This is a genomic window from Variovorax paradoxus (assembly GCF_009755665.1).
Lineage (GTDB): Bacteria > Pseudomonadota > Gammaproteobacteria > Burkholderiales > Burkholderiaceae_C > Variovorax > Variovorax paradoxus_G.
Genome location: NZ_CP046622.1, coordinates 107624 through 130034, shown reverse-complemented (window position 1 = coordinate 130034; position 22411 = coordinate 107624). Strand labels below are relative to the sequence as shown.

Here is a 22411-nt window from a genome sequence, read left to right as displayed (position 1 = left end):
CATCGTGACAGCGCCAACGCACTCGCCCTTTCATCAACGCCTGATGCACGCCCTGCGCAGTTGGCGCCGCCGTGCCGCGGAGCACCGCCGCAGCCGCGCCGACTCGCAGCATCTGGCCAGCATGAGCGACCATGAGCTGCGAGACCTGGGCCTCGGGCGCAGCCAGGTCCAAGCGCTGATCGAGCGAGACAAGTACTGAAAGAAAACGGCCTCGACCTTCAGACGTTCTCGCGCAATTTGAGGTTCAATCCGGGGCGTGCCCAAACCCGCTACACCCGCCCCGCTTTCCATCGAACTCACCTCGCCGCAATCGGTGAACGGCCGCCGCGCGTCCTTCCAGTCGCTCTGGCTGCTCGCGCGCATGAAGCACGCGCACGATGCCGAAGGCGGCATCGTGCGGCTCTCGGACCTCCGCGGCGAAGTCACCGGCGCGAGCACGCTGCGCATGGTGGTGAGCCGGGCCTTCCGCGACTTCAAGGCGTGGAACATCGAAGTTGGCTGGGGTGAGGACACGCAGCGCGAGCCGCGCTTCTTGAACGACGAACGGCGCAGCCAAGGGCCCTTCTGGTTGCCCGCGGCGGAGGCGAAGCGTGTACGCCTGCTGGCGGGTGGCCGCGCCGCCACGGCGGCCGAGGTGGCCTCTTTTCTTGGGCTGCGCTCGCGCAAGACAAGTTCAACGGCGATCAGCTCGCCGATGGCGCCCGATGCGGTGCACCTGCAAGACGCCGCGTTCTGGAAGCAGCTGGTCGCCTCGCAGCAGGCGGCGCGGCAAGGCCGGCTGATGGCGCCCGTGGCAGGCGGCAGCACGCCTGGCCAACCGGCCAGCGCACTCGAATCCGTCCGCCTGGCCGGAACGCTGGCCGCCACGGACTTCCAGCGCGCGCTGGTCACGCTCAGCGAGGCCATGCTCTGGCGCCGGCTTGGCGACAACGAACAGGCGCGCCGCCGGCTGCAGGCGCTCAAGAAGCAGCGCCTCGCGCACCATGTGGCGGGCAACGACTATCTGGGTGCGATGGAATGCATCGTCTCGGCGTGGTGCGCCTACACCGCGCGCGACCTGCCGTTGGCCGAATCGCTGCTGGGCGGCATGGCCCGCGACGCGGCGCGCGGCCTGGTGCTGCGGCACCACCCCGACGTGCGCTTCGAGTGGTGCAACTTATGGGCGCTGGTGTGCCGCTCGCGCGCGCTGGGGCTTGCCGCCGACGACAAACCCGCCGCCGCTGCACTGGCGGAAGAGGCATTGCGCCGCTTCGGTGAGGCGCTGGCCGCGGCCTTCGAGTCGCATTCCTTCGACGCGGCGCAGCACGTGGCCGCCAACATGGGCATGGCCGCGTGGCTGTTCGACCGCGTCGGCCTCTCCGACCTGCCGGCCCTTGCGCATGACGGCAATGCCGACACCACGCGCCGCGCCGTGCAGTGGATTGCCTTCAGCGAATGGCTCTGCGGCCACACCGACGGGCAGGGCCGCTCGGCGTGGAACGCGATCTACCTGATGCGCATCGCGCGCGGCCATTGCCGCCCCGAGCCGCAACCCACGCTCGCGCAATTCCGTGCGCAGAAGCCGCTGGACCCGACCGCAATATCGAAGCTCGCCGGACCGCTTGCGGATGCGTTCGATGCGGCGCACTGGCCTGCGCGGTGGGTCGATGTGGCACAGGCGCGGCTGGCCGATCACCTGGCCGGACGCCGTCGCTATCCGGGCCTGCAGCATTGCAGCCTGCTCTTCGAGCACGCCTGGTATGCGGCGCATGCAGGCGATCTGAAAGCGGCCGGGCAGTCCCTGGATCTGCTGCGCGAAGCGTTGCCCCAACTCGTGCCGAGCGACCGCGCCTATTTCACCGAGTCATGGAATGACACGCTGCCGGCCGAGCTGGTTTTAGAGACAAAGCCGCCGCGCCGGCCCGCGGCGCGGAAGAAGGCTGTTCGAAAATCCGCCTAGCTCAGCTAGCCGGCATTTGCCAACACATGGCGCACGCGCTCGCGCAGCACCGGCAGCACGTCGCGCTCGAACCACGGATGGTGCTTGAACCAGCCCGTGTTGCGCGGCGACGGATGCGGCAGCGGAATGAAGCGCGGTGCGTATTCCGCAAAGGCTTCGACGGTTTCGGTCACGCCGCCCTTGCTGGCGCTGCCGAGGAAGTGGCGCTGCGCATACTGGCCGATGAGCAGTGTCAGTTCGATCTCCTTCATCTGCGCAAGCAGGCGCTCATGCCATAGCGCGGCGCATTCCTTGCGCGGAGGCAGGTCGCCGCTGCTGCCGCGGCCCGGGTAGCAATAGCCCATCGGCATGATTGCCACGCGCGACGCGTCGTAAAACACTTCGCGGTCGATGCCGAGCCAGCGGCGCAACTGCTCGCCGCTCTTGTCGTTCCACGGCACGCCGGTGGTGTGCACCGTCAGGCTCGGCGCCTGGCCGACGATCAGCAGCCGCGCACTGGCACTGGCCTGCACCACCGGCCGCGGCCCCAGCGGCAGGTAAGCCACGCAGGCCTTGCAGCTGCGGATTTCCGCAAGCAGCGTATCCATCGTCGGTTGACCCGGCTCGAAGCTTTTCCTCGCCTACCTCTTTCCGAACGGACGAAAGAAACCGTCGAGTTCGCTGCCCATGGCGGCGCCCGCAAAACCGTCGAAGCGCCCCTCTTCCGCCAGCGTGCGCGCGGCGCGCATGAACCCGCCCCAGGCCGCGCGCGCGAGCGCGCCGCCCACGCTCACGCGCCGCACACCCAGTTCGGCGATGTCCTGCATGGTGAGCTCGCTGGTCGATCCGACCAGCAGGTTGACCGGTTTCGGCGCCACGGCCGCAACCACTGCGGCGATCTGCTCGCGCGTCTTGATGCCGGGTGCGTAGAGGCAATCGGCGCCGGCTTCGGCATAGGCCTTGAGCCGCGCGATGGTGTCGTCCAGGTCGGGCCGGCCCGCGAAGAAATTCTCGGCGCGGCCCACCAGCAAGGTGTCGCCGCCCGCCGCATCGATGGCTTGGCGCGCGGCGCGCAGCCGCTCAACGGCCACGTCGATCGGGAAAAGCGGGCTCGCGGCATCGCCGGTCGAATCCTCGATCGAAAGGCCGGCCACGCCGGTCTCGACCGCAAGCCCCACGCTCTCGGCAACGCCCTGCGCATCGGCGGCAAAGCCGTTCTCGAAATCGGCGTTCACCGGCAGGTCGGTGGCCGCGACCAGCTCGCGCAGATGGTCCAAGATCAGCCCGCGATCCAGCGCGCCATCGGCCCTGCCGTGCGACCATGCAAAGCCCGAGCTGGTGGTGGCCAGTGCCTTGAAGCCCAGGCCTTCGAGGTAGCGCGCGCTGCCCGTGTCCCAGGGGTTGGGAATGACGAAGCAGCCCTGTTCATGAAGGGCGCGGAAGTCGGCGCGTTTTTGCGCGATGGTGCGGGTCATCGAAGCCTCGTCTTTCTTTCTTGCATGCGAAAGACGGAGTTTTAACGCAACAGCGCCGACATTGCGCACTCGCGCCTTTCGGTGTTCTGATCGGTCCCCATGCAACACGTCATCCTTCTTTTCATCCACCTCCTGGCCGCCGCCTTCTGGGTCGGCGGCATGGCCACCCTGCACTTTGCGGTGCGCCCCGCCGCTGTCGCCACGCTCGAGCCGCCGCTGCGCCTGCGCATGATGGCCGCGGCGCTGCGGCGCTTCTTCGTCGGCGTGGATGCGGCGGTCACGCTGCTGTTCGTGACCGGCGTGACGATGATCCTGCTGATGGGCGGTTTCCGCGGCGTGCACTGGCGGGTCGAGGCGATGATGGGCATTGCCATCGTCATGGCCGGCATTTACGTGTACATCCGCGCGTCGGTGTTCAGGGCGCTGCGTCGCGCGGTCGACGAGAGCGCCTGGCCCGTGGCGGCCGGGCGGCTCGACATGGTGCGCAAGCTGGTGAGCCTGAACCTCGCGCTCGGCGTGGTGGTATTCGGCGTGGCGATCGTTGGGCGTGCCGGCTAGCTGTTGCCCGGGTCCAATTCGATCCGCGGCTCGCTGGTACAAAGAACGGAGACGCAGTCAGTGAATCCGGCCACCAGGTATTCCTGAACACCGGGATAGAACAACCCCACGCAACTGCCGGAGCGCGCCGACTCCTGTGACAGCCAACCACCCGATCGAATCGAATAAACCCATCCGTTCGGCAGGGAACAGGCGGGCCAGTATTCGCCCAGGTCGCGCTCGTCCATGACCCGATAGGCCACGACGTCGTCGAACCTGACCCTGATCGACGTATCGCTTTTTACATCCTGGGCCACGACTGTGAGTTGCCGCAGCGCGTAGTCGACACGCACGATCTCCCAGGCACCCTGGTCATCGAATACGGTCGGCACAGCGACCGCCTCGACCTTTTCCATCTGAGTCATCGCCCGGGATTCCTTATTGGCGCTCGCCCAACACCGCGCCGTCCACCGGCTTCAGCAGCCACTGTGCGATGTCCTCGCCCAGCTTGTAGGTCACGACACCGACCATGCTGCAGGTGCTGCGCGGCATGCCGAAGTAGATGAACATCTGGCGCTGCGCGGTGAACTTCGCGGGCGCGTCGCCCTGGCGCTCCAGCGTGCCGCGCAGCTGAACGATCTTTGGGCCGCCGTAGAGGCCGCCCGCGTTCGCCAGCAGGTCGGTAATTTCCAGCTTCAGCACGGGCGCGGCCTGCGCGTTGGCGGGTGCCGGCGGCGCGAGCAGAAATTCGTAGGGCTCAAGCAGCTGATCCTGCACGGCTTGCCGCAGCGAGGCAGGCACATCGCACGCGTCGTCGGCCTTCGACAGTTGCACGCCCTTGGTGGTGGTGCCGTAGGCGATGGCGGGCATGACGACGCTGTTGCGCGGCGTGGCGGTCGCGGGTGGTGGCTCGGGCGTGGCCGGTTGGCGCGAGCCGCAGGCGGCCAGCAGTGTGGCGACGGCCAGCGCGGACATGGCGACGGAAAGTCGCGCGGTGGCACGCGCGGCAGATGAATGTTCAGACATTGAAAAGCTCCCTTGAAGAATCGTTGTGTGCGCGATGGCGCGCGCCGATTCTCCGCGAAGCTCAAGGGGCGGAGCGGTAACCTAGGTGCGGGTGCATTCGGGGCGTGTGCAACGCACCCGCTGGCGGGGTGCCTTGCGCAGCGAAATAAAGGAGGAGGCCGCAGGCCGGGGGACATTTGCGGAGAAAGGTACCCCGTCGGCGGGAGCGCCGCCCTGAACGAACAGCAGCGCCGACCCTGAAACCGCGGCAAACAGAATCAGCCCGCCGCACCCTTGAGTTCGATGCCGTTGCCGTCAGGATCGGTGATGTAGATCGAAGGCCCGTCGCCTTCGGCGCCGAAGTTGTTCTGCACCTCGCCGTTCACCGGCACGCCGTGCCGTGCCATCAACGCGCGGATCGCCGCTTCGTCGAAGGGCTCGACGCGCAGGCAGATGTGGTCGACGTTGCGGCCTTCCTTGCCGGCCATCGCGCCGCCCTGTTTGCCGAGCGGGCCGTCGAGCGTGACAAGGTCGATGAGGTTGGTGCCGGCGCGCAGGTGCACGAGCCCGAGGTGTTCGCGGCGCCTCTCGACCGCGCAACCGAGCACGTCGCGGTAGAAGGCAATGGCGCGCTCGGCGTCCTCCACGCGCAGCACGACGTGGTCGATGCGCAGCACCGAGAACGGAAGGCTGTGCGTCGGGTCCGTCATGGCTTGCTCTCCTTGTTCGCTTTCTTCTTAGACCACGCCCGCCGCGCGCAGGGTGTCGAAGCGCGCGGCGTCGATGCCGAACTCCGCCAGCACCTCGCGCGTGTGTTGCCCGAGCGCCGGCGGTGCGTGGCGCAGCACGGGAGGCGTGGCCGTCAGGCGCAGAGGGCTCGCCACGCCGGTGATGCTTTCAATGCCGTCGCCCGCACCGCGCGGCAGCGTCACGGCCAGGCCGCGGGCCTTGACCTGTGCATCGTCGAAGGCCTGCGCAATGTCGTTGATCGGGCCGCAGGGCACGGCCTTGTCTTCGAGCAGCGTGACCCAATCGGCCGTGGTGCGGGTGCGGGTGAGCTCTTCCATCATCGGAATGAGCACGCCGCGGTGCTTCACGCGCAGCGTGTTGGTGGCAAAGCGCGCATCGGCCGCCCACTCGGGGTGGCCGGCCGCCTCGCAGAAGCGCGCGAACTGGCCGTTGTTGCCGATGGCGAGCAGCATCGAACCGTCGAGCGTGGGAAAGTCTTGATAAGGCGCAAGGCTCGGGTGCGTGTTGCCCTGGCGCTGCGGCGCCTTGCCGGTGTTGAGAAAGGCGCTCGCTTGGTTGGCGAGGATGGCCATGCCCACGTCGAGCAGCGCCATGTCGATGTGCTGGCCTTCGCCGGTGCGGTCGCGCACCTGCAATGCGGCCAGGATGGCTGTGCTCGCGTACACGCCGGTGAACAGGTCGGTAAGAGCCACGCCCACGCGCAGCGGGCCGCCACCGGGCTCGCCGTCGGGGCGGCCGGTGATGCTCATCATGCCGGTCATGGCCTGGATCATCAGGTCGTAACCCGCCCGCTCGGCATAAGGGCCGTTGTGGCCGAAGCCGGTCACGCTGCAGTAGATGAGCCGCGGGTTGGCCGCGCGAAGGCTCTTGTGGTCGAGGCCGTATTGCTCGAGGCCGCCGGTCTTGAAGTTCTCGACCACGATGTCGGCCTGCTCCGCCATCTGCTTGAGCAGCGCCTGCCCGTCGGGCGTGGCCATGTCGACCGTGACCGAGCGCTTGTTGCGGTTGCAGGCCGTGAAGTAGCTGGCCTGGTCGGTGTCGTTGCCGTTCGCGTCCTTGATGAACGGCGGGCCCCAGGTGCGCGTGTCGTCGCCCACGCCGGGGCGCTCGATCTTGATGACATCGGCGCCGAGGTCCGCGAGGATCTGCGTGCACCACGGGCCCGCGAGCACGCGGGACAGATCGAGGACCTTGATGCCGTCCAGGGCTGCGGGCTTGGCCATGCGTGTTTAGTTCGCGAAAGCCGCAATGCCGGTGATCGCGCGGCCCAGGATGAGCGCGTGGATGTCGTGGGTGCCTTCGTAGGTGTTCACCACTTCGAGGTTCACCAGGTGGCGCGCCACGCCGAATTCGTCGCTGATGCCGTTGCCGCCCATCATGTCGCGTGCCAGGCGGGCAATGTCGAGCGCCTTGCCGCAGTTGTTGCGCTTCATGATCGAGGTGATCTCGACCGAAGCCGTGCCTTCGTCCTTCATGCGGCCCAGGCGGAGGCTCCCTTGCAGGCCCAGGGTGATCTCGGTCTGCATGTCGGCCAGCTTCTTCTGGATGAGCTGGTTGGCCGCGAGCGGGCGGCCGAATTGCTTGCGGTCCAGCGTGTACTGGCGAGCGCGGTGCCAGCAGTCTTCGGCGGCGCCGAGTGCGCCCCACGAGATGCCGTAGCGCGCGCTGTTCAGGCAGGTGAACGGGCCCTTGAGGCCCTGCACTTCAGGGAACGCGTTTTCTTCAGGGCAGAACACGCCGTCCATCACGATCTCGCCGGTGATGCTGGCGCGCAGGCCGACCTTGCCGTGGATCGCAGGAGCCGAGAGGCCCTTCATGCCCTTTTCGAGCACAAAGCCGCGGATCGGGCCCACGGTGCCGCTTTCGCTGACTTCCTTGGCCCACACCACGAACACGTCGGCTATGGGCGAGTTGCTGATCCACATCTTGGCGCCGCTGAGCGAGTAGCCGCCCGGCACCTTCTTGGCGCGGGTGACCATGCTGCCGGGGTCGGAGCCGTGGTCGGGTTCGGTCAGGCCGAAGCAGCCGATCCATTCGCCGGTGGCGAGCTTGGGCAGGAACTTCTGCTTTTGCGCTTCGGTGCCGAATTCGAAGATGGGCACCATGACCAGCGAGCTCTGCACGCTGGCCATCGAGCGGTAGCCCGAATCGACGCGCTCGACTTCGCGGGCGATCAGGCCGTAGGCCACGTAGTTGAGGCCGGGGCCGCCGTACTGCTCGGGAATCGTGGGGCCCAGCAGGCCGAGCGCGCCCATTTCGCGAAAGATGGCGGGGTCGGTTTCGCCGGTGCGAAAGCCTTCGATGACGCGGGGCGCCAGGCGCTCCTGGCAGTAGGCATTGGCCGCGTCGCGGATCATGCGTTCTTCGTCGGTCAGTTGCTGGTTGAGAAGAAGGGGGTCGTCCCAGTGGAATTGCGCTTTGGCGGCCATGTGGCTGTCTCCGGAATAGGGGAAAAAAAGAAACCGAGGGGGAATGGGCCGATCCTAGCCATGCAAAGGGCCGGGCGCAAACGATGAATCCTCACCCAGATATGCGCACCACGCACAACTTGTGGCTCTGCGCAGAGGTGTTTCCATTGGTAGCGGCCGGGCACCAGTCATACACTAGCGGCATACATGCGCCGCAAGATCCCACCCCTGCAGACTCTCGTATGCTTCGCCGCCGCCGCGCGCCACGAGAGCTACACCCGCGCCGCGCAGGAACTCGCGCTTACGCAAAGCGCGGTGTCGCGCCAGATCGGCACGCTGGAGGCCTTCCTGGGCGTGGCGCTGTTCCGCCGCACCCGCCATGGCGTGGCTCTTACCGCGAGCGGCGCGGCGTATGCGCGGCAGATCACCAAACGCCTCGAAGCCATGGAGCGCGACACGCTCGACGCCATGGCACACCAAGGCGAAGGCGGCTCTCTCTCTTTGGCGGCCGTGCCCACCTTTGCCACGCGCTGGCTGATGCCGCGCCTGAAGGGCTTTGCAGCGCTGCAGCCCGACGTGGTGGTGCACATCGAGACGCGCACCCGGCCGTTTCTTTTTGCCGATGCGGAGTTCGACGCCGCGCTGTACGCCGGCACGCCCGCGCAGGTACAAAACTGGGCCGGCACGCACACCGTCATGCTCATGCATGAAGACGTCGTGCCGGTGTGCAGCCCTTCGCTTCTGCCGCGTGGCAAGCCGGTGGCGCCCGCGGCCATCGCGAAGATGCCGCTGCTGCAACAGAGCACGCGGCCGGACGGCTGGCGCCAGTGGTTCGACGCGCAGCAGATCGATGCACCCAATGCGCGCGGCGGGCCGCGCTATGAGCTGTTTTCCATATTGGCCGCGGCGGCTTCGCACGGCCTTGGCGTGGCGCTGATGCCGACGATGCTGGTGGCCGACGAGCTTGCACGCGGCGAACTCGTGGTGGCCTGCGCACGGCCGCTCTCGGGCGAGCGCAACTACTACCTTGTAACGCCCGAACGCGCCGACCAGCGGCCGCTGCTGAAGTTCTTCAGCGACTGGCTCTTGGCCGAGGCACGGCGCGACTCATCCTGAGACGCTGCCGATATGATGGCCTGAACCACCAGGCGGACCGTCTTCCGCCTCTTCCGCCTCTCACACCATGCTGAACAACCTCGCCCCCTTTCTCGTGCACTGGGCCATCACGGCGCTGTCGCTGTGGGTCGCAAGCCTGATCTTCCGCGGCCTCAAGTTCGAGAGCACTTCGGCACTGGTGATCTCGGCCCTGCTGCTCGGCCTGGCCAATGCCGTGGTCAAGCCGCTTCTGATCGTGCTCACCCTTCCGTTGACGCTGCTGACCTTCGGCCTCTTCCTGCTGGTGATCAACGCGCTGATGATCATGCTGGTGGCCGCGCTGGTGCGCGGGTTCAAGGTCTCGGGTTTCTGGACCGCGTTCTTCGCGAGCATCTTCATCTCGCTGCTGAGCATTGCCATCGGCGCGCTGGTGAGCAGCGGCGACCCAGCCACCAACATTCAGATGCCGACGGGCAGCGGCAAGTGGATATAAGCGCGGGGCGGATATAGGCCGCGGGTAGGCACGCAGGAAGTGGTGTCCGGAAACGGCCAGCGCCGCCGCTGCGCCGGCAGCACACTGCCCGCATGCCGACGATCTCTCCCGAAAAATCCGTTGCAGCCCTCGACTGGCCGCGCATCGAAACCGAGCTTGCCACGCGCGGCTGCGCCACGACGGGCGTGCTGTTCAGCCCCAAGGAATGCACCGCGCTGGCCGCGCTCTACAACGAGTCCGGTCATTTCCGCAGCCGCGTGGTGATGCAGCGCCACGGCTTCGGCCAAGGCGAGTACCAGTACTTCGCCAACCCCCTGCCACCCTTGCTCGCCGGGTGGCGCAGCGCCCTCTACGAACGGCTGGCGCCTCTTGCCAACGCATGGGCCGCGGCCATGGGCCAGCCGGCCGACTACCCGGCGGACCACGCCTCCTACCTCGCGCGCTGCCATGCGGCGGGCCAGTTGCGCCCCACGCCGCTACTGCTTCGCTACGAAGAGGGCGACTACAACTGCCTGCATCAGGACCTGTATGGCGACCTGCAGTTTCCGCTGCAGCTCACGGTGCTGCTGAGTCGCCCGGGACAAGACTTCACGGGCGGCGAATTCGTGCTGACCGAGCAGCGGCCGCGCATGCAGTCGCGCGCCGAGGTGGTGTCGCTTGCGCAGGGCGAGGCGGTGATCTTCGCGGTCAACCAGCGGCCGGTGGCAGGCACGCGCGGCACCTACCGTGTGACCATGCGGCATGGCGTGAGCCGCGTGCGCTCCGGGCGGCGGCACACGCTCGGAATTATTTTTCACGACGCGCGTTGACCCAAATAGTTCCCGTGCGCCGCGGAAGTGTTGCGGCAGCCGCGAAATCCTGCACACCTCGGTTGAAAACTTCAGTGCGTTAGTAGCGCAATGCACACTTACGCTGACACCTGTTAGCGCACTCAACGCAAAATGACCGCTGCATTCCTCGACGGGGCAGCCGTCTTTTGCTTTTGTGGAGACAACAACAACACCGCCAAGGGCCACGGGCCCCTATCGCAAGCCGCGCCGCTTCAGAGTGGACGTGGGCACTGTCGTCAGCGCCGTTGCCCTGAGCCAGTCGCTGCTGCTGGTGGCGCTGGGCTACTGGGGCTCGCAGCGCCTGGTCTCCAGCATCGGCCAATCGGCCCACAAGGCAAACCACGACCGCACCGAAGACAAGGTGCTCGCCTTCCTGGCCAAGACTGAATCGGTGGTGGGCGCAATCAGCGACTCGCCCAACCTGCGCCCCGCGGGTGACAACTCCGGCCAGACCGCCGAGCTGCTGTGGACGCTGCTGCAGCAATCGCCCGAACTCGACAGCACCTACGTGGCCAACAACGACGGCCAGATGCTGATGGTGTTGCGCTACCCGGCGCTGGCGGTGCGTCAGATTTCGCGCGGGCCGGCCTTCACCACGGAAACATGGCAGTACAAGCCGGCCTCCAATGTGCCGGGCGACGTGCGGCAGCGCTACGGCACGACGCGCATCGAGGCCTACCGCAGCAGCTACGACCCGACGCAGCGCAGCTGGTACCTGCAGGCCCGCCAGGCCAAGGGCCCGATCTGGACCCAGCCCTACGTTTTTGCCGCCGCGCAGGAGCTGGGCGTGACCTATGCACAGCCAAGCAGGCGCGGCCCGGACGAAGGCAGCGGGGGCGCCATGGTCGTGGCGGGCGACGTATCGCTGGGGCGGTTGTCCGAATTCGTGCGCCTCTTCAGCAGCGGCAGCGGCCAAGGCAACAGTGCATTGCTGAGCGCCGACTATCAAGTGCTCGCCCGCAGCGACGTACCGGGCGTGGTCCGCGAACTGGCACCGGCCAAGGGCGGCATTCTGGGCGCGCTGCACGAGCACATGGCTGCCGACGGCCTTGCGGCAGGCCCGCACGACACCAGCTTTTCAATCGCGTTCGAGGGCAAGCGCTATCTGGTGCAGCACTCGCGCATTCCGTCCACCGGCTGGCAGCTGGTGAGCTGGGTGCCCGAAGACATGCTGCTGGGCAGCCTGCAGCGGACCGTGCTGTGGGGGCTGTTGCTGGCGGTGATTTTCCTGGCGGCGACGCTGTTGCTGTCGCTGCGGCTCTCCAAGCTGGTCACGTCTCCGGTCGAGAACCTCTCGCGCATTGCGCGGCGCATCGGCTTGCTGGAGCTGGACAACCTGCCGCGCGAGCCGAGCCGGGTGCTCGAGATCCAGCACCTGGACCAGGCCCTGGACGAATCGGCGCGAAGCCTCAAGGCGTTCAGCAAGTTCGTGCCGGTGGACGTGATCAACCGGCTCATCGCCGAAGGCCACACGCTGGCGCCCAGCGGTTCGCCGCGCCGCATTGCCGCGATGTTCACCGATGTCGAAGGTTTTGCCCGTATCTCCGAATCGCTTGAACCTGACGTGCTGGTGGGCATGCTGACGGAGTACTTCAATCTTGCGGCGCGCGTGTTCGCGCAGCACGGCGGCGTGATCGACAAGTTCATCGGCGACGGCATCATGGTGCTGTGGGGCGCGCCCGCGGACCTGCGCGACGCCGAATACCAGGCCTGCACAGCGGCCCTTCAGCTGCACGCCGAAATGGGCGAGCTCAACCGCAAATGGCGCGCCCAAGGCCTGCCTGAATTCCGCACGCGCATCGGCATTCACACGGGCGTGGTGATCGCCGGCGTGCTCGGGTCGAACGACCGCCTGGCCTACACCGCGTTCGGCGACGTGATCAACGTGGCGAGCCGCATCGAGGGCATCAACAAGCAGCTGGGCACGCAAACGCTAGTGTCGGAGGCCACCTATGAAGCGCTGCGCGGGCGGTTGCGTACGCGCCGCATCGAGGAAGACGCCGAGATTCGCGGGCGCCGCACGCGCATGGTGCTCTACGAACTGCTGGCCTGAGCCGCGCGCCGCGCTGCAAAGGCCACGAACCAGTCGAGGCTGCCGGGATTGGCCATGGCCTCGCGGTTGACCACTTTCTCGATCGGCTGGCCGAGCAGCAGCTTCTTGATCGGCAGCTCCTGCTTCTTGCCCGAAAGCGTGCGCGGGATCTCGTCGACCTGGAAGATGTCGTTGGGCGCAAAGCGCGGCGAGAGCGATGTCTTGATGGCGTCGTTGATCTTCGCGCGCATGGCGTCGTCCAGCGGCACGCCGGGGCGCAGCACCACGAACAGCGGCATGTAGCTTTCGCGGCCGAGGTATTCGAGGTCGACCACCATCGAGTCGAGCACTTCGGGCAGTCCTTCCACGGCGCTGTAGATCTCGCTGGTGCCCATGCGCAGGCCCTGGCGGTTGATGGTGGCGTCGCTGCGGCCGTAGATGATGCAACCGCCGTCTTCGCCGATCTTGATCCAGTCGCCGTGGCGCCAGATGCCGGGGTAGGTGTCGAAGTAGCTCGACAGGTAGCGCGCATTGCCTTCGTCGCCCCAGAAGTACAGCGGCATCGATGGAATGGGCTTGGTGCAGACCAGCTCGCCCACCTCGCCGATGACGGGCTGGCCGTCTTCGTTCCATGCCTCGACCGAGTGGCCGAGCTGCCGGCATTGCATCTGGCCGGGCACCTCGGGCAGCTCGCGGTTGCCGCCGACAAATGCGCCGCAGAAATCGGTGCCGCCCGAAATGTTGCACCACCACACGCTGTCGGCGCCCGCGCCCAGCAGCTGCTCTGTTCCCCAGCGCTGCACTTCTTCCGACAGCGGCGAGCCGGTGCTGCCGAGCGCGCGCACGCGGGTGAGGTCTCCGCATTCGGCGGCCACCACACCGGCCTTCATGCAATTGGTGAAGTAGGCCGCGCCGGCGCCGAAGAAGGTGATGCGGTGCTTGGCGACAAAGCGCCACAGCACGGCCCAGTCGGGCTTCTCCTTGCTGCCAGCCGGATGGCCGTCGTAGATGACGATGGTCGAGCCGAAGGCCAGCCCGCCGAGCTGGCAGTTCCACATGACCCACCCCGTGGAGCTGTACCAGTGAAAGCGCTCGCCGAAGTTGTTGGCACCGTAGCTCGCGCCCACGTCGTTGTGCAGCCCGCAGGCATACATCGTCATGATGATGCCGCCCTGTCCGTGCACGATGGGCTTGGGCAGGCCGGTGGTGCCGCTCGAATAGACGATCCAGATCGGATGGTCGAAGGGCAGCCACTCGGGTTCGAACGCGGCCACCTCGGCGTCATTGCGCGCAATGGCGTCTTGCCAACCGGCGTCGGCGTCAAGCTGTTGCGCGGCATACGGTGTTCTGAGCAGCAGCAGCTTCTGCACGCTGGGCAGTGCGCCGCGCAGCTCTTGCACCACTGCGCTGCGGTCGATGGGCTTGGCGCCGTAGTGCACGCCGTCGGCAGCAATCAGCAGCGTCGGTTCGATCTGCCGGAAGCGGTCGACCACGGCGGCCGTGCCCATGTCGGGCGCGCACACGCTCCACACCGCGCCGATGCTCGAGCACGCGAGAAACGCCACCATGGTTTCGGGCACGTTGGGCATGTAGGCGGCCACGCGGTCTCCGCGCCGCACGCCAAGCGAGCGCAGCGTGAGCGCGACCGAAGCCACCTGGCGGCGCAGCTCGGGCCACGACATCTCACGCACTTGGCCGAGTTCGTTGTCGCTCACGATGGCGGGCATGCCGGCCACGTGCGCCGCATCGGCATGGCGCAGCACCTCGCGCGCGTAGTTGACCTGCGCGCCCGGGAACCACGTGGCGCCGGGCATGCGCGCTCCGGCCAGCACCGCGGTGTGCGCCGTGGGCGACTGCATGCCCATGTAGTCCCAGATGCTTTGCCAAAAGGCGTCCAGGTCAGTCACTGACCAGCGCCACAGCGCGTCGTAGGTGTCGAACGACAGGCCGCGCTTGTCGCGCAGCCAGTCTTGGTAGAGGCGGATCTGGGGAGTGTTGGGAGCGAGCATGGCATTGAGCGTAATGCCGCATTCCACGCCGCTCAATCGGGGTTGACCTCAGGGTTTGTACGCGTGTTCAATAGTTTTGTACGGCCGTTCAATACGCCCGATGAACACCCGGACCCCGCCCGCCAAACGAAGCGCCCACCGGGCTGCGGCCCCCGTGGCTGAAGCCACCCGGCCCGACCGGCGGCAGGCCATTCTGCTGGCGGCAGAAAAGCTCTTTGCACAGCACGGCTACCACGCGGTCACGATCCGCCAGATTGCCGAAGAGGCGGGCGTGCCGCTGGCCCTGGTGGGCTACTACTACGGCCCGAAGCACGAGCTCTTCCATGCGATTTTCGAGCACTGGAGTCACAGCATCGATGAGCGGCTGGCGGGCCTCAAGGCGGTGCACATCGACCCGGCCGACCTGCGCACGCTGCCGCGCATCATCGAAGCTTTCACCGGTCCGGTGCTTGCGCTGCGCGCCAGCGCCGAGGGCGAGTACTACGCGCTGCTGGTGGCGCGCGAGCTCTACCACGCCACCGAAGAAGCCGACCGCGTGTTGCGCGGCTACTTCGATCCGCTGGCCGAGGCGTACATCGATGCACTGCACCTCGCCATGCCGCACGCCACGCGCGGGCAAGTGGCGTGGGCCTACCAGTTCGCGCTGGGGGCGCTGCTGCATCACCTGAACGACAGCCGCATCGAACGGCTGTCGCACGGCGAGAACGTGCGCAGCGATCCGGCGGCCACGCCAATGCTCGTGAACTTCATCGTCGGCGGGCTGCGTGCAGCGCTGCCGCGCCCGAAGGCCCCGCCAAAGAAAACCACCACTCCCAGGAGACAAAAGACATGATGAAACGACGCACCCTGCTGTCGGTGCTGGGCGCCGCATCGGCCGCCGCGGCCCTGCCATCGCGCGCGCAATCGAACCCGAAGATCGTGTTCGGCTACACGGCCGTGTCGGACTTCGCCTCGGTGTTCGTATCCGCCGAAGAGGGCTACTTCAAGAAGCGCAACCTCGAGGTCGAGCTCAAGTTCATTCCGCTCAACTCCACCATTCCCGCGGCGCTGCAGTCCGACTCGCTGCAGATCGGCGGGCCCACGCCCTCGGTGTTCCTGCAGGCGGTGGATGGCGGGCTCGACCTTGTGCTGGTCGCGGGCGGCGGACTCACGTCGAAGACGATCACCGGCTTCGGCCTGGTGGCGCGCGCGGGCTCGGGCATCAAGAACCCGCAGGATTGCGTAGGCAAGAAAATCGGCGTGCCCGGGCTCGGCGCGTTCCTGCACGTGACCTTTCGCGCATGGCTCAAGGACAGCGGCGTGGACTACCGCAAGGTCAACTTCGTCGAGGCGTCGTTTCCGCAGCACGCCGACCTGCTGCGCGGCGGCTCGGTCGATGCAGTGGTGTCGGCCGACCCGTTCATGAGCCGCATCACCGAGAGCGGCGCGGGCTACGTGGCCTCCTATTACTCCACCTTCTTGCCGGAGAACAACCAGACCATCGTGCATGCGGCCAAGCGCGAATGGGTGGCAAAGAACCCGGCTGCCGCGCGCGCGTTCCGCGAATCGCTGGTCGAGGCCGCGGCCTTCATGCAGCAGCCGAAGAACGACGCCAAGGTGCGCGCGGCCATCGGCAAGTACATCAAGCTGCCGCCCGAGGTGCTCGCGAAGATCCAGATCTCGCCGCCGGGCGCCACGGTGAACGAAAAGCAGCTGGGCTACTGGGTCGGCCTGATGAAGGACCAGGACATGCTGAAGACCTCCATCGACGTTGCAAAGCTGATTGCCAAGTGAACGCTGCCGCCGACTTTCTTCGCTTCGACGGCGTCGCGATCCGGCTCGGCGGGCGCGAGATCCTGTCGCCCACTTCGTTCGACGTGGCGCGCGGCGAGTTCGTCTGCATCGTCGGCCCGAGCGGCTGCGGCAAGACCACGCTGCTGCGCGCGGCCAGCGGCCTTGTCACCGCCAGTGCCGGAGAAGTGCGGCGCAACGGCGTGAAGATGACGGAGCCTTCGCGCGAAGTGGCCTTCGTGTTCCAGGACTATGGCCGCGCGCTGCTGCCCTGGCGCACGGTGGAAGGCAACGTGAGCCTGGCGCTCGAGGCCGCCGGTGTGCCCGCGGCCGAGCGTGCGCCGCGCATTGCCGACGTGCTCGGCAAGGTGGGCCTTGCAAAGCACGCGCAGAAGTTTCCGGTGCAGCTTTCGGGCGGCATGCAGCAGCGCGCGCAGATCGCTCGCTGCCTGGCGCAGAAGCCCGAACTCATGATGATGGACGAGCCCTTCGGCGCGCTCGATGCGCTTACGCGCCAGAGCCTGCAGGACGAGCTCGCGCGACTGGTGCGCGACGACGGGCTGACGGTGCTGTTCGTCACGCACGACCTGGAAGAAGCCATCTATCTGGGCGACCGCGTGATCGCGCTGCAAGCCAACCCCGGCCCGGGGCGGCCCAGCCTCGCGCGGATGATCGACGTGAAGATTCCGCGCCCGCGCGACCAGCTCACGACCAAGGAGCATCCGGAGTATCTGCGGCTGCGCCGCGAGTTGTTCGCCTTCATCGAGCAGGGCCATGACTGAACGCGGCATCTTTCGGTGGCTGCGGCCATGGGTCTTTCCGGCCATGCTGGTCGGCGCGTTCGAGTGGTACGCACGCCGCGCGGCCGCATTGGGCAGCGACGCGCTTGCGCCACCGAGCGCCGCGGCCAAGGCCTTCATGGGCGCGGCGCTCGACGGCTCGCTGTGGCAGGCCACGGGCTTCACGCTGGGCACGGCCGCGCTCGGCCTGCTGGTGGGCGCGGTGCTCGGCATTGCACTCGGGCTGGTGATCGGTCTCTCGCGCCGCGCGGCGCAGCTTGGTTCGCTTTCCATCGAAGTGCTGCGGCCGGTGCCTTCGGTCGCACTGATTCCGCTCGCAATGCTGACCTTCGGCTTCGGCGTGCGCATGGAGCTGGCCATCGTCGCGTTCGCCACCTTCTGGCCGCTGCTGGTGCTGGTGCAGTCGGCGGTGCAGCAGATCGAGCCCCGGCTGCTCGAAGTGAGCCGCGTGCTGGGTCTCTCGCCGCGCGAGCGGGCCTTCAAGATCGTGCTGCCGGCCATCGTGCCGCGCCTGTTCGTCGCACTCCGCCTCGGCGTGGCGGTGGCGCTGGTGGTGGCCGTGACGGTGGAGATTGCGGCCAACCCGCACGGCATGGGCTACGCGATGATGATCGCGCAGCAGAGCTTCGACCCTGCGCTGATGCTCGCCTGGCTTGGCTGGATCGGCGTAGTGGGCTTTGCGATCAATGCGGGCATGGTGCTGCTGCAGCGCGTGGTCGCGCGGCGCATGGGGGTGCTGCCATGAACGAGGCAAGCCGCCGCCGCGTCGGCACGGAGTGGCTCGGCTCCTTCGCCGTGCTGTGCGCGCTCATTGCACTGTGGTGGGTTGCAAGCAATGCCGGCTGGGTGAGTCGCGTGTTCCTGCCCACGCCGCAAGCCACCTTCGCGAGCCTGCTCGAAGGGCTCAACCTCTCGGGCGCGAACGTCAATGGGGGCAACGGCGAACTGCTCGGCTTCACGCAGGCCACCGTGGGCCGCATGGTGCAGGGCTGGCTGCTGGCCTCGCTGTTCGGCGTAGTGCTGGGTGCGGCCATTGGCGTGTCACCCGCAGTGCGCGCGTGGGTGCAGCCAACGCTTGAATTCATTCGCCCGCTGCCGGCCTCGGCGCTGCTGCCGCTGGCCATCTCGATCTTCGGACTGAACCCGGGCATGGTGCTCTTCGTGGTGGCCTTCGGCGCGATGTGGCCGGTGCTGCTGGCCACGGTGCACGGCTTCGCGGCCGTGGAGCCGCGGCTTTCGGAAGTGGCGCGCTGCCTGCAGATGTCGCGCGCGGCCTTCGTCTGGAAGATGGGCCTGCCCAATGCCATGCCCGACATCCTGGCCGGCATGCGGCTCGCGCTGACCATTGCGCTCATCGTTGCGGTGGTGGGCGAAATGATCGCCTCGCAAAGCGGCCTGGGCCAGGCCATTCTTCTCGCGGCGCGCGCGTTTCGCGCCAGCGAACTTTTCGCCGGCATCGTGCTGCTCGGGCTCATCGGCTTCGTGAGCAACGCGCTGCTGGCCTTTGCCGAGAAGCGGCTGCTGCGCTGGCAGCAGCCCTGACGAAATCTTCACGCCAACATCAATACCCTGCAAGGAGCCCCGCCATGCCACGCAAGTTTGTCGACCTGTCGATCTTTCTCGAGAACGATGTGCTCTCCGATCCGCCCGCCTTCGCGCCGAAGATCCAGTACTTCACGCACGAGCAGACGTACGAGCAGATCGAGCCCTTCTTTCCCGGCCTCAGGAAAGAAGACCTGCCCGACGGCGAGGGTTGGGCCGTGGAGCTGGTGCAGCTTTCCACGCACAACGGCACGCACCTCGATGCGCCCTATCACTTCCACTCCACGATGGACAAGGCGCTGGGCGAGAAGAAGCCGGCCATTGCCATTCACGACGTGCCGCTCGAATGGTGCTTTCAGCCGGGCGTGAAGCTCGACTTTCGCCACTTTGCAGATGGCTATGTGGTCACGGCCGACGACGTGGAAGCCGAGCTCAAGCGCATCGGCCACACGCTGAGCCCGCTGGAGATCGTGGTGGTGAACACGCGTGCAGGTTCGCGCTACGGCAACCCCGACTATGTGTCGGCCGGCGCGGGCATGGGCTACGAAGCCACCATGTATCTGCTGGAGCGCGGCGTGCGCCTGACGGGCACCGATGCGTGGAGCTGGGATGCGCCCTTCGTGCACACGGCCAAGAAGTACGGCGAAACGAAGGATGCCTCGCTCATCTGGGAAGGCCACAAGGCCGGCCGCGACATCGGCTATTGCCATATCGAGAAGCTGCACAACCTGGAGGTGCTGCCGCCCACCGGATTCTTCATCAGCTGCTTTCCGCACAAGATCCGCGGCGCATCCGCGGGCTGGACGCGCGCGGTCGCGATCTTCGACGATGCGCTGATGGCGTCGGTCTGAACCCCAGGGCTTCAAGACAAAATGAGCGCGCTCAACCACACGCATGACGCCGGCATCAGAAGCTGGCTCGACGCGGCCAATGCCGCTGAAACAGACTTTCCGATCCAGAACCTGCCCTATGCGGTGTTCCGCCGTGCGGGCAGTCCGGAGCCGTTTCGCGGCGGCATCGCCATTGGCGACCAGGTGCTCGACGTTGCGGCGCTCTCGGCGCGCCAGCTGCTCGACGGGCTCGCGCTCGATGCGGCCCGCGCCGCCGCGTTGCCTGCGCTCAACGACTTCTTCGCGCTCGGCGGCTCCGCATGGCAGGCGCTGCGCCACGCGGTGTTCGCATTGCTGCGGGGCGACGCACCGATCGCGACGAGAAACGCCGTGCGCGAATGCCTGGTGCCGCAAACCGAGGTCGAATACACGGTGCCCGCGCGCATCGGCGACTACACCGACTTCTACACCTCCATCGACCACGCGCTCAACATCAGCCGCCTGATGAACCCCGATGGGGACGTGACGCCGAACTTCCGCTGGGTTCCGACGGCGTACCACGGGCGCGTGTCGACCATCGGCGTCAGCGGCCAGCGCTTTCACCGCCCCATGGGACAGACGATGGCGCCGGGCGCAAAGGCACCGACGTACCACGCCTGCGCGCGGCTCGACTATGAGCTCGAGCTCGGCGTGTGGATCGGCGAAGGCAATGCGGCGGGCGAGCCCATTCCGCTCGCGCATGCGGAAGAACACATCTTCGGCATCTGCCTGCTCAACGACTGGTCGGCACGAGACATCCAGTTCTGGGAGATGGCGCCGCTCGGGCCCTTTCTGGCAAAGAACTTTGCGACCACCATCTCGCCGTGGATCGTGACGATGGAAGCGCTGGCGCCGTATCGCCAGGCCTGGACGCGGCCCGCGAACGAGCCCCAGCCGCTCGACTACCTGGAGAACGAAGCGAACCGCGAGAGCGGTGCCATCGACATCCGGCTCGAGGTGTGGCTCGAAAGCGAAAAGGCGCGGAGCGACAGGAGCGGCCCCTCCCGCCTGTCGCGCACGAGCTTCAAGCACCAGTACTGGAGCGTGGCGCAAATGGTGGCGCACCACACGGTGGGCGGCTGCAGCCTGAACCCTGGCGACCTGTTCGGCAGCGGAACCATCTCGGGGCCGGGGCCCGGAGAGGCCGGCGCCATCATCGAACTGACGCGCGCCGCACAAAGCCCGGTCACTCTGGCCAACGGTGAGCAGCGCGGCTTTCTGGAAGACGGCGATGCGGTGCTGCTGCGCGGCTGGTGCGAGAAGCCGGGGCACGCGCGCATCGGATTCGGCGAAAGCCGGGGGACGGTGCTGCCGGCACGGGGCTGAAAACTTTGCAGCGCCCAAAAGAAAAGGCCACCGGTGAGGTGGCCTTTTGCACGAAATGTGGAGCGGGAAAAGAGTCTCGAACTCTCGACCTCAACCTTGGCAAGGTTGCGCTCTACCAACTGAGCTATTCCCGCATTTCAGGAGTCGAATTATAGAGGGATTTTGGAGCCGTTTCGGCGGGGTCAGGTTTCGAACACCAGCGACCTGTGCAGAGACACCCCCGCCATCACGCCGTCGGCGGACGCCAGCGTGGCGTTGTGCATGAGCATGGCGGCATCGCCCGCGGCAAAGACGCCGGGCACCGTGGTCATCTTCATCGCGTCGGTGCGGATCACCGGGCCGAACGGACCGTCGTCGAATGCGCAACCCAGCTGTTCGGCCAGCGGACTGCCTGGCCGCGTGCGGGGCGCCAGGAACAGCGCGTCGAGCGGCACGAGGCGGCCGCCCTCAACGCGCACGGCGGACAGTTCCTGCCCCGGCCCTTCGAGCGCCACGACGCGATCCGTTTCGATGGTCACGCCGCGCGCCTGCAGCTTGGTGCGCACTTCTTCGTCGACCGAGTTGTTGCCGTTCAAGAACAGCGTGGCCGGCCCCCATTCGGCGATGAGCATTGCGTGCTCGGGTGGGTGCGGGCTTTCGAGCAGGATGCCCAGTTGCCTGCCGCTGAACTCATAGCCGTGGCAATAGGGGCAGTGCAGCACGCTGGTGCCCCAGCGTTCGCGCACGCCGGCGATGTCCGGAAAGCCGTCCTGCACGCCGAATGCCAGAACGATCTTGCCGGCCGATAGCTGTTGGCCGCCTTCCAGGGACGCATTGAACCCGCCCGAGCCATCGGCATGGGCACTCGCCACGCTCCCTTCGATGAAGGCGACGTTCGGATACGCCAGCACCTTGGCGCGGGCATCGGCAATCATCTTCATCGGCGGCGTGCCGTCCTGGCCGAAAAATCCGTGCGAGGCGGCGGCAAAGCGGTTGCGCGGCGCGCCCGCATCGACCACGCACACTTTCTTGCGCGCACGGGCAAGCTGCATTGCAGCGGAAAGGCCGGCAAAGCTGCCGCCCACGACAAGAGCGTCATAGCGCATGTTCAATGTCCTTCTGAGTGAAGCCGCCGCCCGTCATGCGGCGATGAAAGTCTTTCGACAAGTCGGCCAGGGTGATGCTGTTGAAACGCTTGAGCAGCAAGGCCTCGGCCTCCTGGCAGGCACCGTCGAGCGCGGCGTTCACCGCCTGCTCGACGACGCAGCCGGGGCTCTCGGTGCGGTTGCCCATGGCCAGCAGCGCGGGCGAGCCGACCGCGTTGTGGATGTCGCCCAGCGTTACCGCGGCCAGCGAGCACGACAGCACCCACCCGCCGCCATGGCCCTTGGCCGAGCTCACGAAGCCGGCCTGGCGCAGGCCTGCCATGACCCGCCGCACCACGACCGGGTTGGTGTGCATTGCGACGGCCAGCGATTCGGAGGTGACGGGCCCGTCAGTCTCGGCCATGTGCAGCAGCACGTGAAGAACGGCGGAAAGCTTGCTGTCTCGTTTCATGCAACATTATTAGTTG

General features: G+C 67.0%; 24 protein-coding genes and 1 tRNA gene. 14 read left to right on the top strand and 11 right to left on the bottom strand.

Going from position 1 to position 22411, the window contains the following annotated elements; genetic code table 11:
- Positions 1–4 precede the first annotated feature (4 nt).
- Together GOQ09_RS00640 and GOQ09_RS00635 are read left to right on the top strand one after the other, a co-directional pair.
- Entirely contained in the window at positions 5–199 is a 195-nt protein-coding gene (locus GOQ09_RS00640; RefSeq protein WP_157611232.1) for a DUF1127 domain-containing protein, read from the top strand.
- A 57-nt stretch (positions 200–256) separates the two neighbouring features.
- Positions 257–1939 carry a hypothetical protein gene (locus GOQ09_RS00635; RefSeq protein WP_157611231.1) on the top strand — a complete coding sequence of 561 codons (1683 nt, stop codon included), beginning with the start codon at positions 257–259 and terminating at the stop codon, positions 1937–1939.
- Between the two features lie 5 nt (positions 1940–1944).
- On the opposite strand, the gene GOQ09_RS00630 is transcribed toward GOQ09_RS00635, so the two are convergent.
- Positions 1945–2526 (bottom strand): uracil-DNA glycosylase family protein, encoded by a 582-nt coding sequence (locus GOQ09_RS00630; RefSeq protein WP_157611230.1) that lies wholly within the window; start codon positions 2524–2526, stop codon positions 1945–1947.
- Positions 2527–2559: 33 nt separating this feature from the next.
- The gene (locus tag GOQ09_RS00625) at positions 2560–3393 is read right to left on the bottom strand and encodes an isocitrate lyase/PEP mutase family protein (protein ID WP_157611229.1); all 834 of its coding nucleotides are present in this window, start codon (positions 3391–3393) and stop codon (positions 2560–2562) included.
- A gap of 99 nt (positions 3394–3492) precedes the next feature.
- On the opposite strand from GOQ09_RS00625, the gene GOQ09_RS00620 reads away from it, so the two are divergent.
- Complete coding sequence (locus GOQ09_RS00620; RefSeq protein WP_157611228.1) at positions 3493–3951, top strand: CopD family protein; 459 nt, start codon at positions 3493–3495, stop codon at positions 3949–3951.
- Here the strand turns inward: GOQ09_RS00620 and GOQ09_RS00615 are convergent.
- The 5 genes from GOQ09_RS00615 to GOQ09_RS00595 form a co-directional block, all read right to left on the bottom strand.
- Positions 3948–4355, bottom strand: coding sequence for a hypothetical protein (locus tag GOQ09_RS00615; RefSeq protein ID WP_157611227.1), 408 nt, complete (start codon positions 4353–4355; stop codon positions 3948–3950). The two genes, GOQ09_RS00620 and GOQ09_RS00615, sit on opposite strands and share 4 nt — an antisense overlap.
- A gap of 13 nt (positions 4356–4368) precedes the next feature.
- Positions 4369–4956 carry a hypothetical protein gene (locus GOQ09_RS00610; RefSeq protein ID WP_157611226.1) on the bottom strand — a complete coding sequence of 196 codons (588 nt, stop codon included), beginning with the start codon at positions 4954–4956 and terminating at the stop codon, positions 4369–4371.
- A 257-nt stretch (positions 4957–5213) separates the two neighbouring features.
- Entirely contained in the window at positions 5214–5645 is a 432-nt protein-coding gene (locus GOQ09_RS00605) for a VOC family protein (RefSeq protein ID WP_157611225.1), read from the bottom strand.
- A 27-nt stretch (positions 5646–5672) separates the two neighbouring features.
- The gene (locus GOQ09_RS00600) at positions 5673–6908 is read right to left on the bottom strand and encodes a CaiB/BaiF CoA transferase family protein (RefSeq protein ID WP_157611224.1); all 1236 of its coding nucleotides are present in this window, start codon (positions 6906–6908) and stop codon (positions 5673–5675) included.
- Positions 6909–6914: 6 nt separating this feature from the next.
- A complete protein-coding gene (locus tag GOQ09_RS00595; RefSeq protein ID WP_157611223.1) occupies positions 6915–8114 on the bottom strand; it encodes an acyl-CoA dehydrogenase in 1200 nt (399 codons plus the stop codon).
- A gap of 186 nt (positions 8115–8300) precedes the next feature.
- On the opposite strand from GOQ09_RS00595, the gene GOQ09_RS00590 reads away from it, so the two are divergent.
- The 4 genes from GOQ09_RS00590 (at position 8301) to GOQ09_RS00575 (ending at position 12564) form a co-directional block, all read left to right on the top strand.
- Entirely contained in the window at positions 8301–9209 is a 909-nt protein-coding gene (locus GOQ09_RS00590; RefSeq protein ID WP_157611222.1) for a LysR substrate-binding domain-containing protein, read from the top strand.
- Positions 9210–9276: 67 nt separating this feature from the next.
- Positions 9277–9681, top strand: coding sequence for a phage holin family protein (locus GOQ09_RS00585; RefSeq protein WP_157611221.1), 405 nt, complete (start codon positions 9277–9279; stop codon positions 9679–9681).
- Between the two features lie 92 nt (positions 9682–9773).
- Positions 9774–10490: a 2OG-Fe(II) oxygenase gene (locus GOQ09_RS00580; protein ID WP_157611220.1), complete on the top strand. Its 717-nt coding sequence runs from the start codon at positions 9774–9776 to the stop codon at positions 10488–10490.
- Between the two features lie 175 nt (positions 10491–10665).
- Positions 10666–12564 carry an adenylate/guanylate cyclase domain-containing protein gene (locus tag GOQ09_RS00575; protein ID WP_431769292.1) on the top strand — a complete coding sequence of 633 codons (1899 nt, stop codon included), beginning with the start codon at positions 10666–10668 and terminating at the stop codon, positions 12562–12564.
- Here the strand turns inward: GOQ09_RS00575 and GOQ09_RS00570 are convergent.
- Entirely contained in the window at positions 12546–14552 is a 2007-nt protein-coding gene (locus tag GOQ09_RS00570) for an acetoacetate--CoA ligase (protein ID WP_157616529.1), read from the bottom strand. The two genes, GOQ09_RS00575 and GOQ09_RS00570, sit on opposite strands and share 19 nt — an antisense overlap.
- Positions 14553–14652: 100 nt before the next feature.
- Between GOQ09_RS00570 and GOQ09_RS00565 the strand changes: the two genes are divergently transcribed.
- From GOQ09_RS00565 to fahA, 7 genes are read left to right on the top strand one after another with little or no spacing between them, the layout of a single operon-like run.
- The gene (locus GOQ09_RS00565; protein ID WP_157611219.1) at positions 14653–15384 is read left to right on the top strand and encodes a TetR/AcrR family transcriptional regulator; all 732 of its coding nucleotides are present in this window, start codon (positions 14653–14655) and stop codon (positions 15382–15384) included.
- Positions 15381–16325 carry an ABC transporter substrate-binding protein gene (locus GOQ09_RS00560; RefSeq protein ID WP_157611218.1) on the top strand — a complete coding sequence of 315 codons (945 nt, stop codon included), beginning with the start codon at positions 15381–15383 and terminating at the stop codon, positions 16323–16325. Before GOQ09_RS00565 ends, GOQ09_RS00560 begins: the two co-directional genes overlap by 4 nt.
- Positions 16322–17104, top strand: coding sequence for an ABC transporter ATP-binding protein (locus GOQ09_RS00555; RefSeq protein WP_126746635.1), 783 nt, complete (start codon positions 16322–16324; stop codon positions 17102–17104). Before GOQ09_RS00560 ends, GOQ09_RS00555 begins: the two co-directional genes overlap by 4 nt.
- Entirely contained in the window at positions 17097–17867 is a 771-nt protein-coding gene (locus GOQ09_RS00550; protein WP_157611217.1) for an ABC transporter permease, read from the top strand. Before GOQ09_RS00555 ends, GOQ09_RS00550 begins: the two co-directional genes overlap by 8 nt.
- Positions 17864–18664, top strand: coding sequence for an ABC transporter permease (locus tag GOQ09_RS00545; protein WP_157611216.1), 801 nt, complete (start codon positions 17864–17866; stop codon positions 18662–18664). Before GOQ09_RS00550 ends, GOQ09_RS00545 begins: the two co-directional genes overlap by 4 nt.
- Positions 18665–18708: 44 nt before the next feature.
- Positions 18709–19515, top strand: coding sequence for a cyclase family protein (locus tag GOQ09_RS00540; RefSeq protein ID WP_157611215.1), 807 nt, complete (start codon positions 18709–18711; stop codon positions 19513–19515).
- 21 nt (positions 19516–19536) lie between these two features.
- Positions 19537–20859 (top strand): fumarylacetoacetase, encoded by a 1323-nt coding sequence (gene fahA, locus GOQ09_RS00535; protein ID WP_157611214.1) that lies wholly within the window; start codon positions 19537–19539, stop codon positions 20857–20859.
- 58 nt (positions 20860–20917) lie between these two features.
- On the opposite strand, the gene GOQ09_RS00530 is transcribed toward fahA, so the two are convergent.
- From GOQ09_RS00530 to GOQ09_RS00520, 3 genes are all read right to left on the bottom strand, one after another.
- Positions 20918–20993, bottom strand: a tRNA-Gly gene (locus GOQ09_RS00530).
- 48 nt (positions 20994–21041) lie between these two features.
- Entirely contained in the window at positions 21042–21944 is a 903-nt protein-coding gene (locus tag GOQ09_RS00525) for an NAD(P)/FAD-dependent oxidoreductase (RefSeq protein WP_157611213.1), read from the bottom strand.
- On the bottom strand, positions 21934–22395 hold the full coding sequence (locus tag GOQ09_RS00520) for an RrF2 family transcriptional regulator (protein ID WP_157611212.1): 462 nt from the start codon (positions 22393–22395) through the stop codon (positions 21934–21936). The genes GOQ09_RS00525 and GOQ09_RS00520 overlap by 11 nt, the downstream gene beginning before the upstream one ends.
- Positions 22396–22411: the final 16 nt, after the last annotated feature.